This is a genomic window from Pseudonocardia aurantiaca, assembly GCF_039526725.1.
Classification (GTDB): domain Bacteria; phylum Actinomycetota; class Actinomycetes; order Mycobacteriales; family Pseudonocardiaceae; genus Pseudonocardia; species Pseudonocardia aurantiaca.
This window is the reverse complement of record NZ_BAAAJG010000028.1, coordinates 74322-90302: the sequence shown is the minus strand read 5'-3', so window position 1 is coordinate 90302 and position 15981 is coordinate 74322. Positions and strand designations below refer to the sequence as shown.

The following is a 15981-nucleotide window of genomic DNA, read 5'->3' as shown; positions in this document are numbered from 1 at the left end:
ACGACACCACCAGCAAGATCAGCAGCGACAAGTCAAGATCACAGTACGACCGTTACGAAAGATCGAGGCTAGTAGGCCCCGGAAACCTAGTAGGCCCCGGAAACGCGGATTGATTCCGCAATGGAAGAAGCGGAGGTATACCTCGGACAGGTGAAACCCATCGTCGGCGCGGAACCTCGCGGGCGACCCGGCTGCGTTGGGGACGCAGAGCAGGAACGACGTGCGGCAGAAGTCCGCACGGGGGGTTCGAACCCCGGGACCTGACAGTTTTTCGCCCGCCGATCCCCAGCGGTCAGAGATCCTGATCCAGCATCGTTCATACAGGTCAGACGCCATGCCGGTGCTCGATGACGATGCGATCTGATACGCGTGATCAGGCATATGCGTGTGGGTAGGCGCGGGCTCGGCGACAGTCCCCGGTAGTACCGGCGCCGCAGAGCGGTCTGCGCTGATGGATCAGCCGGCTCGAGCGTCGCGAGCCCACGACACGCGGGCCCTTTGGTGCGCCGAGATCGCTACAGGGTAACGATCTCGCACAGGCTGGGCGACCCACACTCGAGAAGTCGTGACATAAGGGCACGCGTCGAAGGTTCGACGGACGAGGCTGGGGATCCCCGTGGCCGACAGTGAGCCGGCAGCGGCTGCGATGACACGGCATCGGTGGCGCGCACCGGCGGTGGGCGCAGCCGGTGCCGTCACGCTGCTGCACGACCAGACGTTCCTCGGGTGTCGGTCCCCGCCCCCATCGTCGGCGCAGCCGGCCTGGGCCGGTGGGCCGTCGTCCTCGCCCACGCCGACCCGCCCCCAGCCGCACCGGTTGTCCGCTGTAGACCTGGTACCCCGAGTTCGAATCCCGGTATCGCCGCCTTCGGGCCGGCTCGGGGACATCAGGGCCCAATTGTCCGTAGGTTCGACCCAACCCTCTTGTGACCGGAGGTAATCAATGAATCTGTCAGGTGCGAAAGAAGCTGAAGGGACGCCCCGCCTTTTCAGAGTCGCCGACGCGGCGCGGATGTCCGGGATATCGTCCGGGTCCGTCGTCGACAGTGCGACGTGGACACAGGACGGGGCGTAGCCATGGACGGGCTCGGGTTGCTGTTTATCGGCGCGGTGCTGGGGTGCTTCTTGTGCGCGAAATGTAAGAGCGCCAGCGGTGCGGTGGTGTTCGCCCTGGTCGCGGCGACATTGTTCGTTGCTGCGCCGGTGGGTAGGGACGTGCCGGATGCTGTGGCGGACCTTTTGAATGCGGTGAACCACGCATTCACTCCGGTTCTCGCCGAGGATTTCCATAAAGGTTCGGGGGCCGTCGGATGACCAAGGCGCAGGCTTGACTGGACCGGGCCGCGTGCGCACGGCTCCCGCGCTCGTGGTGGAGACGCCTGGCGCGCATCTACCGACTATCAACCCGTGCGGGTTCGCCGACTCAGAGGAAGCGGAGACAGACCGCGTGGACGCTACAGCCCCCTGGACTACCCGCGCTGTCTACATCGAGCGGCGCCAGCGCTGGTGGTGGAAAGCCCTGGCGACCGGTCCACCACGATGGAGCTGCAGTGGTTCGCCGCCTCCGAGGAGGAGGCGTACCAGGCGATGTGCCGGATAATCGAGCAAGCGGGGAGCCTCGGCTGCAGTCGACGTCCTCCCGCTGTGCACCCATGAGGCCTGAGGTGTCGAGGTGTCCTGGAGGAGCCGCATGTCAGCGGAGCCGGGTCAAGGCGCACGAGAAACACCGCACCGTCGATCAATGAACCGTGGAACGCGGCGTTCCGACTCGGAACCCACGCCCCCTCACAGGGCAGGACGTGGTCCGTCCCGCATCCACCAGCGCAGGCGCGTGTCTGGCGGCGCTCGCCGGTCGCTGACCGCCACACCCCAGCCCTCGCGACCAGGAACCCCGCAGCAGCAGCCGACCCACAGGGCAGGGAACCAGCCGCGCCCATCAAGGGGTGCGGTGCTCCGACTGAAACAAGCCGGCCTTTCCGTCGTCGCCATTCTCCTGGTCCTCGGGATTGAACTTGCTTCGCCATGGCCGGCGGCCGCTTGCGAGGACGGCAGGGCGCCCAGCGGACCGGACGCAAGATCCGCCACCGGCGGAGACTGTCACCATAGGCCCCAGTACACCGTCCCGGTTACTCAGATTGAGCCTGGAGGAAACATCGTTTGGTACGACGGCCACTACTACATGCCCGTCAAGTCCCGTTCTGAGCCACGAATCCGCATGGCAAAGGCCAGGTGGCTGAAGGATTTCGCAGCCATCGAGGACAATGCGGCGATCAAGGCCCAGAAAGTGGTCTGGGAAGGGGCCGATACGGCTGCCGACGCGTTCATCAACTGGCCCGTCATGCTCACGCGACTGCACGGCAGATGGTACATCTACATGGATGCCGCCAGCCAGAATCCACCGATGTTGACCGACCGACTGATGGTGCTCCAGGCCGATACCGATGACCCCATGGGATCGTGGACGCTCAGAACCAGCCTGCTGGGCGAGGACGTCTGGACCCTCGGCTTTGCGCCTTTCGAGTGGCAGGGCCAGCTCTACATCATGGCGTCGACCCGCAAGAACCACACTCCCGGCACGCGTCATGGCATCTCGATCGCGTCCCTCACTAATCCCTGGACGGCATCAAGCGAGTGGGTTCCGATCACTGATCCGACGTATGCCTGGGAGATGATGGGTCCACTGGGCCCTGGGACGGCTGCGATCAATGAAGTTGACCAGGCAATCACCCATAACGGCAGATTGCATGTCTTCTACTCGGCCAGCCATGTAACGAGTCAGCATTACACGGTAGGCCTTCTGACATACCAGGGCAGCGGCAGCCTGCTGGACCGCGATAATTGGACAAAGCGCCCAAGGCCCATCTGGAACAACACCGACGCAACTGTCGGAGCAGGGCAGACGTTCGTGCTGAAGTCGCCCGATTCCAGCCAAGACTACCTTGGATACGCCTACTGGCGGACATCTACCAGACTAAGTCCCCGTCCGATGGGGGTAGTACCGATAAAATGGGATGCAAATGATTACCCAGTGGTCGACGATCCACCGGACGACGGCACGCAATTCGACGAACCGTCGAAATTAGCGGATCAGCCATCGCCACCGTGACCAGAATCGTCTCCGCGTCCCCGTCAGGTGAGTCTCACGCGGCGGTATCGGGGCTCTAGCTCCGGCGAGCTTCGAGAGCATCCAGAATCAGGCGGCTCCGGGTCGACGGGACGGAGGTGGAACTCGCCGCCCCACGCCTCGTCGGGGAAGACGAGGCGTTCCAGGCCCTCTCCGATGAGGTGGCACGCCCACCGAGGCTGCTCCGCATCACCGAGTTTCTCCGAATGGACCTGGTCGCACGCCGACGATCGGCGTCCAGTGCCGGTTAGATCGCGCCGCCGCCGTCAGAGGCGGCCGTACTTGTTGTAGACGTCGATCACCGGTACGCCCGCTTGCACCTCCTGGCGGACCTTGTCCTCGGTGTCCTTCGCCTCCTCCGACTTCGCCAGCACCTCGTCGAGGGCGTCCTCCGGGATCACCAGCACACCGTCCTCGTCACCGAAGACCCAATCGCCGGGATCGACGCGCACCTGGCTCGTGAGCGTGCCCGCCATCGAGATCGGCACCTCGATGTCGTGGATGCGGGACCGGCGCAGCGACTCGATCGGCGAGGTGTACCGCGCGAAGACCGACAGGCCGTCGATCTCACGGACCAGCCGGCCGTCGCGGATGCCGCCGTCGATGACGACGCCGGTGGCACCCCTGGCCCGGCTCGCATTGCTCATGAGCTCGCCCCAGATCCCGCTCTGCCGCTCGCCCGCAGCACCCACGACGACCACGCAACCCTCGTACATCTGTGTGAAGACCCCGAAGTCGGCGAGCTTGCTGTTGGCCGGCATCTCGTCGCGCTCTCGCACGTCCGGCGAGGCCATCACCGTGTACGCGGGCCCGGCCACCTGCAGCGAGCGGTCGAGCGGCGCGATCGCGAGGTCGAGGCACTGGTGGGGCAGCCCCAACTCGTCCATGACGTCGTAGACCACGGCCGTGTACAGCGCTTTCAGCCGCTTCGCCGTCTGCGCGACGGCCGCCGGGTCAGGACGTACGGGTGCGCCGGTCATGTCATTCCCCCACTCATTCGAAGATCCCGAATCCGGGCACCGCGTGAGCGCGGACCCCGTCCATGTCGAGCTCGACCCCGATGCCGGGCGCGTCGGGGAGCGTGATGAAGCCGTCCTTCACGATCGAGCCACTACCGTCGGGGGCCCGCACGTAGCTGTCCCACACCTCCCGCTCCTCGAGCGCATGCCACTCCTGCACGAAGAAGTTGGGGATCGCCCCGCACTGGTGCGCGGTGGCCATCGTGCCGAGCGGGGTGGAGACGAGGTGCGGCGCGAACGGCACGTAGTGCATCTCGGCGAGGTTGGCGATCTTCTTGGCCTCGGCGAGGCCGCCGCACTTCGGCACGTCCGGCTCGATGACGTCGACCGCCCCGCGCTCGAGCAGCTCCCGGAAGCCCCAGCGGAGGTAGAGGTTCTCCCCGGCGCAGATCGGCGTTCGGGTCTGAGCGCGTACCCGGACGAGCGCGTCGATGTTCTCGGCGGGGATCGGTTCCTCCAGCCACATCAGGTGGAACGGCTCCAGCTCCCAGGCGATCCGGCAGGCGCTCGGCACGTCGTAGCGGGCGTGCAGGTCAATGGCCAGGTCGACGTCCGGCCCGATCGCCTCCCGGACCGCCGCCACCCGTTCCACCATCGTGCGCAGCTCAGCGGCGTTGACGGTGTGGTTGAACTCGTCGAACTTCGCCGGGTGCCGCAGGTCGTCGATGTCGAACTTGATCGCCGTGAAGCCCTCCTCGACCATCCGCTGAGCCCGGTCGACACAGCCCGACACCGAGCCGCCGGGGTCGTCGCCGTCGCCGCAGTCGGCGTAGAGCCGGATCCGGTCGCGGAACTTGCCGCCCAGCAGCCGGTACACCGGCTGCCCCGCGGCCTTGCCGGCGATGTCCCACAGCGCCAGCTCGATCCCGCTCAGAGCGATCACGAACACGCCCCCCTGCGGGCCGGCGAACACCTTCCTGCGCCGGAGCTTCTCCCAGCACCGCTCGACGTTGCGCGGGTCCTCCCCGATCAGCAGGTCCTTCAGAAAGTTGATCATTCCGACGGCACCGCCCGCGCCGGCGTCGGGGTTCGCCTCGCCGAACCCGCTGATGCCCTCGTCGGTGTCGATCCGCACCAGGGTCGCCTCCCCGTGGTAGCGGACGACAGCCGTCGTGACGTTGACGATCCTCATGCTTCTCCTTCCGACCCACAGCCGAGTGACGGGATTGGCTGCCGGTCCAGGCGATGGGCCGGCCGCCGAACACGTTGATCGCCGGCGACGTGCTGTACGCGGTCGGAGCCCAGGAAGACCACGCACGACGGTGCAGGACCGCCCAAGGCGCGACGGGCCACGAACTCGAGGCCGGGTTGCCGTTAGCTTGTCAGCTTGTCCTATAAGCTGCTGACATGGCTAGGAGACAAGAGCTTGCGGACGTTGTCAAGGTCCGCACGCTCCCGGTACAGGTGGCCGCCCACCTGACCCGGCGGATCGTCAACGGGGAGATCGAGGATGAGCGCGCCCCGTCGGAGCTCGACATCTCGCAGGAGTTCGGCGTCTCCCGCGTGGTCGCGCGCGAGACGCTCAAGATCCTCGCGTCGCTCGACATCGTGGAGATCGCCCAGGGCCGTCGCGTCGTCGTCCGGCCTCCGGCCGAGTGGGACTACCTGAATCCGCTGCTGGCCGAGTGGCTGCCGGAGGAGCACGTCGTCGAACTGCTGAAGGAGCTGCACCAGATGCGACTGCTGCTCGAGCCCGAGCTCGCTGCGATGGCGGCGGCGAGCATCTCCGAGGAGACGCTGGCCGCGCTCCGCGCTGAGCTCGACAGGATGGCGAGTCTCGAGGAGGAGCCGGACGACTACCTCGAGGTCGACCACGAGTTCCACATGGCGATCTGCCGTGCTGCCAACAACCGGATCCTCGACCGGATCATGCACTCCGCCCGCTGGCTCGGCACCGCTAGCCGCCGGGTGACGAACGCGGTACCTGGTGGCCTGCACCGCGCCACCGACGCCCACGCCCGGATCTTCGCGGCGCTGGAGGCGAGGGACCCCGACGCCGCGCGCGAGGCGATGCGATCACACCTGCAGCGGAACTTCCCGATCCTCGCCGAGAAGGAGCAGAAGACGAAGGCGCGCACGGCGAAGCGGTAGGGCATGGCGACTCGACCGCAGGGCCGCGGCGAGTCCCCTTTCGATGCCCCAGCGTCGGGGCGGAGGGACGGTTGCGAGTTGGGAGCGAGCGAGGCAGGGCCGATCCGGCTCGGGCTGATCGGCACCGGGCTGGCCGTCGAGAAACTGCACTGGCCGGCGCTGCGCCGGCTCCCCGACCGGTACGTCGTCACGGCGTTCGCCGACCGGTCGGTCACCCAGGGCGAGCGCTTCTCGGACTACAGCGCCGTCGACATGGCGGGCTTCACCCCCGACCACCACCGGTTACTGGCTCGCGACGACGTCGACGCGGTGCTTATCTCGGTGCCGATCCCCTCCCTGTACCAGGTGGCGGAGGACTCGCTCGCCGCCGGCAAGGACGTGCTCTGCGAGAAGCCGACCGGCACCGACGAGGAGCAGGCCCGCGCCTTCCTGGCCCTGGAGCAGCGACATCCCGATCACACGATCCTGATCGGGGAGAACTACCTCTACCGCGACGACATCCGCCACGCACGTGCCCTGCTGGACGACGGCGCGATCGGCAAGCTGCACCTGATGGCCTGGCGCCGCGCCGGGCACCTCGTGCCGCGCGCGGGCTCGTTCACCAGCACGCCCTGGCGGCACCAGCCGCAGTACCGCGGCGGCGTGTACCTGGATGCGGGCGTGCATGACATCGCCCAGATCCGCATGCTCTGTGGCGATATCACCCGGGTCCACGCGGCCGTCCAGTGGGTCAACAGCACGATCGACTCGCCCTCGGACCTGACGCTGAACCTGACCTTCGCCGGCGGGGCCATCGGCAACTACACGTCCACCTACTCGGAGATCCCCATCCCTGAGGAGCCGAACGACATGCGGCTCTACGGGACGGAGGGCGTGCTCGTCCTGTCGGGGCCGGAGTCGGAGCGGCGGGTGACGCTGAGCCGTCCGGACGGCACGACGCAGACCGACGTCTTCCGCGGGATCGACAGCGGCTACTTCGCCGAGCTCTGCAACTTCTCCGATGCGCTCCGGCACGGCGAGCCGGTGATCGGCACCGTCCGGCAGAGCGTCGCGAACATGCTCGTCGTCCTCCGGGCGCTGGATTCGGCCGAACAGGGCGCGGTCATGGCGCTCGACAGAGACCTCGAGACCGGAGGTGTCCCGCTGTGGCGCCCACGAGGTGCGTCGGGTCTGTTCGACGGGCTCCCCGGTGAACGTACGGCGAGCGCGACACCTCGGCGTGTGATCAACAGGTCCTCGATCTCCACCGTTGACAGCCCCTGAGACCCCTCCTACTGTGATCGCCGTCGCGTTACGCGATACGACGTTCCGCTAGATGAAACACAACTGGAACGGCGCAGCGCTCTCTCCGGCAAGGGGGCCGGAGATCGCTGCGCACCGTGCCTGCCCGGTGCTCGTTTCTCGGGCGAGCGCAGTGGGCCCGGCATTCGGGCCCGTCCCTCGCACGACCGGGGAGGTGCAGCACCTCCCGGCCCCCGTCGGTTGCACCGTCGCCCCGTCGGCACGCGTCCTCGGCAGGACGCGGGAGGAGTGGTCATGACCCAGCGGTCGGAATGGTCCAGAAGGAAGTTCCTCGGGACGAGCGCGCTCGGAATTCTGAGTCTTAGCGCATGCGGGGGTCAGCCCGCCGCCCCGCAGGTGCAGGTCGAGGTCCCGCAGTCCGTCATCGACGCGGCATCCGGGATGCGTGGCAGTTCGATGGGGATGCTGTCGCAGAAGCTCTACTCGGAATCCGCCAACGCGGCGCTCGACCGCTCGGTCCAGGCATTCGCCGGCGCCACCGGCACCACGATCGAAAACTCCCTCGTCCAGGCCGACTCCGGCGACATGGTGGCCAAGACCGACGCCGAGGTGAAGGCGGGCAATGCCCGTGATCTCGCGTTCTTCACCGACTCGCGGTTCATCGCGCAGTTCCACAACCTCGGTGACCTCACCGACGTCACGGACGTGGTGGACGAACTGAAGGCGCAGTTCGGCGAGCCGGCAGCCGAGACCAAGAACTACTGCGTATTCGACGGCCGGTGGTACGCGATCCCCTACCACTTCATCGGCGTCGGCTCGTTCTTCCGCAAGGACTGGCTGCAGGAGAAGGGCATCGCGCTCAAGGACGCCTATGCCTGGGACGAACTGCGGGACATCGCGCTCGAGATCTCCGACCCGTCGAAGCGGCGCTTCGGGTGGGGCCAGACGGTGAACCGCTCCGGCGACGCCAACGGGTTCATCGAGAACGCCATCAACACCCACGGCGGCGCGATCGCGAGCAACGACGGGCAGAAGGTGGTGTTCAACTCCCCGGAGACCGTCGAGGCGGTCTCGTTCCTTGGCGACATCTACACGAACCCGAAGTACAAGCCGATGCTCCCGCCCGGCATCGAGAGCTGGACCGACTCCAGCAACAACGAGAACTGGCTCGCCGGGATCATCGGCTTCACCCGCAACCAGTACAGCGTCTACGCCGACTCGAAGACGAAGAACAACCCGGTATACGCCAACACGCACCCGTTCATCGACGGGATCGGGCCCGCGAGCCCACGTCCGATCACCTTCGGCCAGTCGCAGGCATTCGTCGTGTTCAAGGGGGCGAAGAACCCCGATCTCGCCAAGCAGGTGGCGAAGTACCTGGTGAGCGGCACTCCCCTGCTCGGCGTGGCGAAGGAGGCTCCCGGCCTCGTCAACCCGGCATGGGACAAGGTCTGGGACTCTGACCCGTACTACTCCAGCGGCGATCCCGCTTTCGCCGCGCTGCGCAAGATCACGCAGCAGCCGCTGCCGCTGACCACCTCCACCGGCTACGCGTTCCCGCAGACGCCGAGCTCGGGCCAGCAGGCCAGCGTGGCCGCCTATCTCCTGACCGACATGATGCAGTCGGTCGTCCAGGGCACGCGGCCCGCTGAGGCGGTGGCCACCGCGCACGACCGGATGGTGCAGATCTTCGAGCAGCAGGGCTTGAAGCAGTGACGATCCTGCGCCCCCGGCCGGCGACGGTCGCACCGCCCGTCACGCGGGCCTCGCTCACCTCGGTACAGCGCCTGCTGGGCCGGGACTGGCGGCTCGCCGCGGTGTTCATGGGGCCCACCATCGTGCTCGTCGCCGGGCTGATCCTGTTTCCCATCGTCAGCTCGGCGGTCACCAGTACCACCGAGCGGCACGGGGCGGAGTCGGTCTTCGTCGGCCTCGACAACTACACGGCCCTGATCGGCGACGAACTGTTCCACACCGGCGTGGTGAACTCATTCGTCTTCACCGCGTACGCCGAGATCTTCAAGGTGGTCCTCGGGCTGATCGCCGCCCTGATGCTGCACCACATGCGGCGGGGGAAGTCCGTCGTCGCGGGCGTGCTGCTGCTGCCGTGGGTGGTGCCCACGGTCGTCACGGCGTTCAGCTGGCGCTCGCTCTTCGACCCGATCTTCGGCAGCGTGAACACCCTGCTCACCGACTCCGGGATCGGCCCGGTGCTCGCGTCGCTGCACCTGGTCGACACGTGGCCTGCGGGCTGGCTCTCCGACGCCTCGCTCGCCATGCCGTCGGTGATTCTCGTGAACGTCTGGAAGGGCATCCCGTTCTTCACGGTGACGTTCCTCGCCGGGCTCAAGGCGATCGACCAGGGCCTGCACGAGGCCGCGATGGTCGACGGCGCGTCCCCCTGGCAGCGGTTCGTGCACGTGACACTGCCGGGGCTGCGCTACGTCATGATCGTCACGGTCTTGCTGTCGTCCATCTGGACGTTCAACAACTTCGACCTGATTTGGCTCATGACGCAGGGCGGCCCGGGCGACGCCACCGCGCCGTACGTGATGGTGGCCTACTCGAAGGCGATCCAGCAGTTGCAGTTCGGGGCCGGTGCCGCCGTGACCCTGGTGATGGTGCCGATCATCGGCATCCTCGTCGTGATCCTCGTGCGGATGATGCGGCGCAGCGACGCACCCGGCGCCGGCGACCTGGGCCGCAGCCGGCTCACGCCCGCCCAGCGCAAGGCACTGCCCTGGGTGATCGTCGTCATCGCCGCGGCCGTGCTCGCGTGGGCGTCGCCGCACATCATCTGGAAGGCCGCGCTGGTGCTCGGCGTCTGCGTGCTGCTCGCCGCGGCCGTCGGGCGCGTCGTCTCCACCCTCGCGGCGCGCGGGAAGCAGCGGGCGGCGCGCACGGTCAACGGCGTGGGATCCGGAGTGGCGCTGCTCGTGCTGCTGGTCTTCGTGCTCGGCCCGCTCTACTGGATCGTGGTCACGGCTTTCAAGTCCGACATCCAGATCACGATGCGCACGAGCGACCTGTGGCCGACGCCGTGGAGCACGGAGCAGTTCACGGACCTGTTCACCAGCCAGCCGTTCGGCACCTGGTACCTCAACACGATTCTGGTGTCGGTGGCCTCCACCCTGATCGCGCTGGTCTGCGCGGCGTTGGCGGGCTACGCGCTCGCCCGGCTCAAGTTCCGCGGCTCGGAGAGCTTCACCGTGACGGTGCTGCTCACGTACGTGATGCCCGGCGCGCTGCTGTTCATCCCGCTGTACCAGCTGATGAGCGGCATCGGGCTGAACGACTCGCTGTGGTCGCTCGTAGTCACGTACCCGACGTTCACGCTGCCGTTCGCGACGTGGCTCTTGGTCGGCTACTTCAAGTCGATCCCGGCCGACCTGGAGGAGGCAGCCCTCACCGACGGCTGCACGCGGTTCCAGGCCTTCTACCGGATCGTGCTGCCGCTGGCGAAGCCCGGCCTCCTGGCCGTCGCCCTGTTCACGCTCACCAACGCGTGGAACGAGTTCCTCTTCGCGTTCGTGTTCATCACGAAGGACGACTACAAGACGCTGCCGGTCGGCATGCAGTCGATGATCTTCGGTGACGTGGTGCCACAGGGCCAGCTTGCCGCGGCGTCGTTGCTCATCAGCATCCCGGTCGTGCTCATGTACGCATTCGGGCAGCGGTTCCTGACCGAGGGCCTCACGGCGGGGGCGGTCAAGGGATGACCCCCGCGCTGGACGAGGCGGCGACGCCGCGACGGGGGCGGTCCAGCCCGGCGGGCACGTCGGTGGAGAAGGCGATGCGCATCCTCGAGGCGCTCGCCGTGGAAGACGGGCCGCACCGGCTCATGGATGTAGCCCAGCGAGCCGCGGTGTCGCGCTCTACCGCGTTCCGGGTCCTCGCCACGCTCGGCCATGACGGGTTCGCCCAGAACTATGGGGACGGGCGATACGGCATCGGCAGCCGGCTGAGCGGGCTCGGGGCGCAGATCGTCCGGGTCGTCTCGGCCGGTGTCGGGCCCGCGCTGCAGGAGCTCAAGGACGGGGCCCGCGGCAACACCGTGCACCTGGGCGTCCGCGTCGGCGACCACGCCGTCTACCTGCACAAGGTCGACAGCGACAAGCCCTACGAGATGCGCTCGCGGGTGGGCAACCAGTTCGACTTGCACTGCACCGCGATCGGCAAGGCGATCCTCGCCCACCTCACGCCGGCGGAGGTGGAGGCGGTCGCCGCGTCCACCGGGCTTCCAGCGCGCACCCCCGCCACGATCACCGACCTCGCCGCCCTGCACGCCGAGCTCGCCGCGGTGCGGGAGCGCGGCTACTCGATCGACGACGAGGAGAACGAGGCCACGGTCCGCTGCATCGGCGCGGTCGTGTTCGACCGCATCGGGCGGCCCCGTGGCGGCGTGAGCGTCTCCACCGTCACGTTCACGGTGGAGCGCGCTGAGCTGCTCGGGTACGTCCCGCAGCTGCAGGACACCGCCCGGAGAGTGGCCGACCTGATCTGAGCCCCATCCCGCCGCGTCACCGATGAGTAGAGAGAAGGCGAACCGGACGTGCGCATCCAACCCGGCAAGGACGACCTCGAGGAGCTCACCGCCGCATGGACAGGTGAGCGCTTCGGCTCCGGCCGTCCCCGCGTCCCGGACGAGGTGCTCGACAGCCTGCGACTTGCGACCACGGAGGAGGCGTGGGGGTATCTCTACCGCGCCGGATACGTGCGGCAGTTCTCCGGCGAATGGCGCGAGACGCACCCCGGCACGGTGATCGTCGGCCGCGCCGTGACCGCCCAGTTCCTGCCGCACCGCCCCGACTTCGACGCCGTGGTCGTGGCAGCAGGCGCCCGCGAGGGGCACCTCGAGAGCGACCGCCAGAACTCCTGGGTGATCGAGACCCTGGAGAACGGCGACATCATGGTCGTCGACATCTTCGGCAAGATCGTCGAGGGCACCGTGGTCGGCGACAACCTCGGCACCGCCGTCGCCACCCGCACCGGCGTGGGTGCCGTGATCGACGGCGGGATCCGCGACCTGCAGGGCCTGCAGCGGCTGGAGGGCGCGGTCAACATCTTCCACCGCGCCGTCGACCCCACGCCGATCCGCGGCGTCACCCTCGCCGGGATCAACATCCCGATCCGCATCGGCGGCGTCACCGTGCTGCCCGGGGACGTCGTGCTCGGGACGCCGACGGGCGTGGCGGTGATCCCCGCGCAGTTCGCCGCCGACGTGGCCGCGGCCAGCGAGGACACCCGCGTCCGGGACGTGTTCGGCAAACAGCGGCTGTCCGAGCGCCGCTACACGAGCGCGCAGATCGACGTCGCCACGTGGAGCGAGGAGATCGAGGCGGACTTCCAGCAGTGGCGCGCGGCCCGCGCCGGAGAGGAGCGCTGAACGTGACCACCACCAGCAACGAGCATTCCGTCATCACCGAGGAGCACATCAGCACGGCGTCGCGCCCGAGTGCCCTGCGGATCACCGATCTGCGGGTGGCCAACCTGCACGGCGTCCCGTTCCGATCGTCGATCATCCGGATCGACACGAACCAGGGCCTCGTCGGCTACGGAGAGGTGCGCGACCAGGCCAGCGCCACCTACGCGCTGACGCTCAAGAGCAGGATCATCGGTGAGAACCCCTGCAACCTCGACAAGATCTTCCGCAAGATCAAGCAGTTCGGCCACCACGGCAGGCAGGGCGGCGGCGTCTCGGCGATCGAGATGGCACTCATGGACCTCGCAGGCAAGGCCTACGGTGTCCCGGCGTACGCGCTGGTCGGCGGGCAGTTCCGGGACACCGTCCGCTGCTACGCCGACACGCCCTCACTCGGCGACCCGCAGGCAATGGGCGAGCGGTTGCTCGAGCGCAAGCAGCGCGGGTTCGCCATGCTGAAGATGGACGTCGGCATCGACCTGCTCTGGGACGTCCCCGGCACGCTCATCGCGCCCGCGGGCGCGCGCGAGAACAAGACGACGATGCACCCCTTCACGGGCATCCAGGTCACCCAAAAGGGCGTGGACCACCTGGCGAGCTACGTGGAGACGGTGCGATCGATCGTCGGTTACGACGTCGCGCTGGCGGCTGACCATTTCGGGCACATCGCGCTCGACTCGTGCATCCGGATCGGCCGGGCGCTGGAGCCGTTCACGCTCGCGTGGATCGAGGACCTGATCCCGTGGCAGTTCACCGACCAGTGGCGGCAGCTGACGGAGGCCGTGGCGGTACCGACGTGCACCGGCGAGGACATCTACCTCACGGAGGGCTTCAAGCCGTTGCTCGACGCCGGCGCGATCCGGGTCGTGCACCCGGACCCGGCCACCTCGGGCGGGATCGCCGAGACCAAGCGCCTCGGCGACTACGCGCAGGAGCGCGGCATCGCGATGGCGCTGCATCTTGCGGCGTCACCGATCGCGACGATGGCCTGCGTGCACCTCGCGGCGGCCACCGAGAACTTCCTCGCGCTGGAGCACCACGCCGCCGACGTGCCGTTCTGGAGCGACCTCGTGACCGGCCTGCCGAGCCCGCTCATCCAGGACGGGCAGATCGCCGTGCCGGAGGCGCCGGGGCTCGGGTTCGGCGACATCAACGAGGAGCTGTTCGCCCAGCAGCTCGACCCCCGTGACCCGGTGTACTTCGCCGAGTCGGGGCACTGGGACCGCGAGTCGAGCCACGACCGCCTCTGGAGCTGAGCACAACCGGCACGCGGGCGGGTCCGGCGGCACCCAGCCAGGGCCCGACTCCGCGGTCGAGGCCGCGGTGGCCTCCGCGGGGTGGCCTCCGCGGCAGCGTCAAGACCGTGCGCCGCTACCTGCAGCCTTTGCGCAGCGCGCAGTCGGCCGCGCCGCGGCCGCCGGCACCTCCGCCGGCACCTCCGACGGCACGGGAAGTCATGCGTCAGCTACGGGCTGTCGCAAGATCGTGCGCAGCTTGGCCGGCTTCGCTCTTCGCGGATCGCTGAGGTAGATCTCGTGGTGATTTCCGACCATCTTGAGGCCTTGATCAGGGATGAACTCCTCGTGCATGTACCGCAGCAGTTCGGCCTCGTCGTCGTAGTCCCCGACGTGAAGAGCCTGGACGCAGCGTCCCTCCGACAGGGCCTCCAAGCGGAGATCGTCGAGTCGCGTGGGTCGATCTTTCATGCCGACCTGCTCGACCGCATCAGTGAACATCTCGGCCGTGATCCAGTCGGGAACCATGATCATCATGGTCCAGTCCCACTGCGTCTTGTCCCGAGCGGTGGTGAAGGTTTCCATCTCGTCGGCCCACCACAGGCCCTCTAGCGGCATCACGACATAGTCACGGTCAAGGTTCTTCTTGCTGGCGAATTTGAGCTTGTAGGCCACGGGGTAGAGTGCCGAGACCGCGTCCGCGTAGACAGGCGTGTTCGGATCACCGTGGCCATCGATCATGAGGTACTGCAAGTCCGGCACATCAGTGACCTGCGGTGAGTCGCGCTTAGCCGTGTAGCACTTCAGTTCCCGCTTGAAGTCGAGCTTCGGTGTCACGAGTTCTCCTGGACCGACAAGAGTCGCGATGATGTTGACCCTCGAAGCCTTCCGTGTCACCGCGCGCCTGTCACGGGCCGCACCGAGGAGCGGGTCAGCCGTCTCCGCCCGCCCGGGGGCGTAGCGCCTCGATCACCGCCGCGAAGTCCTGCCAGCGGTCACCGGTGTCGATTACCCCGGTGAGAAGCTGCTCGGTGGCCGGTCCGATGCGCGCAGGCACCCCGGCCTCCTCGGCCAGGCCGATGGCGAGCCGCACGTCCTTGCGCGCCAGCGCCGGGGCGAACCAGCCGGGGTGGTCGTCGTCGAGAAGCGAGTCGAGCCGCATCCGGGACGCGGGGCTCAGTACCCCACTGTTGCCGAAGACCGTCCTGAGCAGATCGTCGGTGACGCCCTGTCCCCTGGCGGTGGCGATGCCCTCGGCGAGGGCGGTGACGCCGGTGATCAGCAGCAGGTTCGACACCAGCTTCATAATCGCGCCCGATCCAGCCGGGCCACAGCGGACATAACCGGCCCCCAGGTCATCCCACAGTGGCTCGAGGCGATCGACCGTCTCCGCCGGGCCGCCGATGAGGAATCGGCCGTCCCCGCGGGCGATCGCGGCGGGCGCACCCATCACCGGCGCGTCCAGCACCCGCCCGGCCGGGCCGGCCGCAGCCAGCTGTCGGGCCGTCTCGGGGGCCACGGTGCTGACATTGGCCAGGATCGCGTCCTCGGGCAGCGCTGCGAGGGCACCGTCCGCACCCAGGCAGACATCGGTGACCGCGGCGTCGTCCGCCAGCGAGACCAGCACCACCTCGGCGCCGGCCACCGCCTCCGCCGGCCGCCCCGCCTCGGTGGCCCCGGCGGCGACGAGCTCCCCGGCGCGCCCCGGTGAACGGTTCCACACCGTGACCTGATGCCCCCGGTCGAGGGCCCGGGACGCGAAGGCCTGGCCCATATTCCCCAGTCCGAATATCGCGACGCGCATCAGGCGATTTTAGTCCCGATGCACCGCCCAGCCGAGCGCGCTCG

The 15981-nt window shown here is 68.0% G+C and carries 13 protein-coding genes; 9 read left to right on the top strand and 4 right to left on the bottom strand.

The genetic code is table 11. The features are described 5' to 3' along the window. The first annotated feature begins 1077 nt into the window (after positions 1-1077). Both ABD143_RS35750 and ABD143_RS35745 read left to right on the top strand, forming a co-directional pair. Positions 1078-1314: a hypothetical protein gene (locus ABD143_RS35750; RefSeq protein WP_343987461.1), complete on the top strand. Its 237-nt coding sequence runs from the start codon at positions 1078-1080 to the stop codon at positions 1312-1314. 901 nt (positions 1315-2215) lie between these two features. Further along, on the top strand, positions 2216-3106 hold the full coding sequence (locus ABD143_RS35745) for a glycoside hydrolase family protein (RefSeq protein WP_343987458.1): 891 nt from the start codon (positions 2216-2218) through the stop codon (positions 3104-3106). Positions 3107-3390: 284 nt separating this feature from the next. On the opposite strand, the gene ABD143_RS35740 is transcribed toward ABD143_RS35745, so the two are convergent. Together ABD143_RS35740 and ABD143_RS35735 are read right to left on the bottom strand one after the other, a co-directional pair. After that, positions 3391-4104 (bottom strand): RraA family protein, encoded by a 714-nt coding sequence (locus ABD143_RS35740; protein WP_343987456.1) that lies wholly within the window; start codon positions 4102-4104, stop codon positions 3391-3393. A 13-nt stretch (positions 4105-4117) separates the two neighbouring features. Beyond that, positions 4118-5275: a mandelate racemase/muconate lactonizing enzyme family protein gene (locus ABD143_RS35735; RefSeq protein ID WP_343987453.1), complete on the bottom strand. Its 1158-nt coding sequence runs from the start codon at positions 5273-5275 to the stop codon at positions 4118-4120. 215 nt (positions 5276-5490) lie between these two features. On the opposite strand from ABD143_RS35735, the gene ABD143_RS35730 reads away from it, so the two are divergent. The 7 genes from ABD143_RS35730 to ABD143_RS35700 all read left to right on the top strand — a co-directional run bounded on the left by ABD143_RS35730 (position 5491) and on the right by ABD143_RS35700 (position 14154). Next, positions 5491-6234 carry a FadR/GntR family transcriptional regulator gene (locus tag ABD143_RS35730; RefSeq protein WP_343987450.1) on the top strand — a complete coding sequence of 248 codons (744 nt, stop codon included), beginning with the start codon at positions 5491-5493 and terminating at the stop codon, positions 6232-6234. Between the two features lie 78 nt (positions 6235-6312). Then, complete coding sequence (locus ABD143_RS35725; RefSeq protein WP_343987447.1) at positions 6313-7497, top strand: Gfo/Idh/MocA family protein; 1185 nt, start codon at positions 6313-6315, stop codon at positions 7495-7497. A gap of 273 nt (positions 7498-7770) precedes the next feature. Next, positions 7771-9192, top strand: a complete 1422-nt coding sequence (locus ABD143_RS35720; protein WP_343987443.1) for an extracellular solute-binding protein — start codon at positions 7771-7773, stop codon at positions 9190-9192. Beyond that, positions 9189-11195, top strand: a complete 2007-nt coding sequence (locus ABD143_RS35715; RefSeq protein WP_343987440.1) for an ABC transporter permease — start codon at positions 9189-9191, stop codon at positions 11193-11195. Before ABD143_RS35720 ends, ABD143_RS35715 begins: the two co-directional genes overlap by 4 nt. Beyond that, on the top strand, positions 11192-11980 hold the full coding sequence (locus ABD143_RS35710; RefSeq protein WP_343987437.1) for an IclR family transcriptional regulator: 789 nt from the start codon (positions 11192-11194) through the stop codon (positions 11978-11980). The genes ABD143_RS35715 and ABD143_RS35710 overlap by 4 nt, the downstream gene beginning before the upstream one ends. A 48-nt stretch (positions 11981-12028) precedes the next feature. Beyond that, on the top strand, positions 12029-12862 hold the full coding sequence (locus ABD143_RS35705) for an RraA family protein (RefSeq protein WP_343987434.1): 834 nt from the start codon (positions 12029-12031) through the stop codon (positions 12860-12862). Positions 12863-12864: 2 nt separating this feature from the next. Continuing rightward, positions 12865-14154 carry a mandelate racemase/muconate lactonizing enzyme family protein gene (locus tag ABD143_RS35700; protein ID WP_343987431.1) on the top strand — a complete coding sequence of 430 codons (1290 nt, stop codon included), beginning with the start codon at positions 12865-12867 and terminating at the stop codon, positions 14152-14154. A 198-nt stretch (positions 14155-14352) separates the two neighbouring features. On the opposite strand, the gene ABD143_RS35695 is transcribed toward ABD143_RS35700, so the two are convergent. Then, entirely contained in the window at positions 14353-14970 is a 618-nt protein-coding gene (locus tag ABD143_RS35695) for a GyrI-like domain-containing protein (RefSeq protein WP_343987428.1), read from the bottom strand. Between the two features lie 94 nt (positions 14971-15064). Continuing rightward, on the bottom strand, positions 15065-15937 hold the full coding sequence (locus ABD143_RS35690) for an NAD(P)-dependent oxidoreductase (RefSeq protein ID WP_343987425.1): 873 nt from the start codon (positions 15935-15937) through the stop codon (positions 15065-15067). Positions 15938-15981 lie beyond the last annotated feature (44 nt).

Coding starts and splice junctions, on each gene's coding strand:
- ABD143_RS35745 (WP_343987458.1), top strand. CDS start 2,216: ATGGCAAAGGCCAGGTGGCTGAAGGATTTCGCAGCCATCGAGGACAAT.
- ABD143_RS35735 (WP_343987453.1), bottom strand. CDS start 5,275: ATGAGGATCGTCAACGTCACGACGGCTGTCGTCCGCTACCACGGGGAG.
- ABD143_RS35710 (WP_343987437.1), top strand. CDS start 11,192: ATGACCCCCGCGCTGGACGAGGCGGCGACGCCGCGACGGGGGCGGTCC.
- ABD143_RS35750 (WP_343987461.1), top strand. CDS start 1,078: ATGGACGGGCTCGGGTTGCTGTTTATCGGCGCGGTGCTGGGGTGCTTC.
- ABD143_RS35740 (WP_343987456.1), bottom strand. CDS start 4,104: ATGACCGGCGCACCCGTACGTCCTGACCCGGCGGCCGTCGCGCAGACG.
- ABD143_RS35690 (WP_343987425.1), bottom strand. CDS start 15,937: ATGCGCGTCGCGATATTCGGACTGGGGAATATGGGCCAGGCCTTCGCG.
- ABD143_RS35730 (WP_343987450.1), top strand. CDS start 5,491: ATGGCTAGGAGACAAGAGCTTGCGGACGTTGTCAAGGTCCGCACGCTC.
- ABD143_RS35720 (WP_343987443.1), top strand. CDS start 7,771: ATGACCCAGCGGTCGGAATGGTCCAGAAGGAAGTTCCTCGGGACGAGC.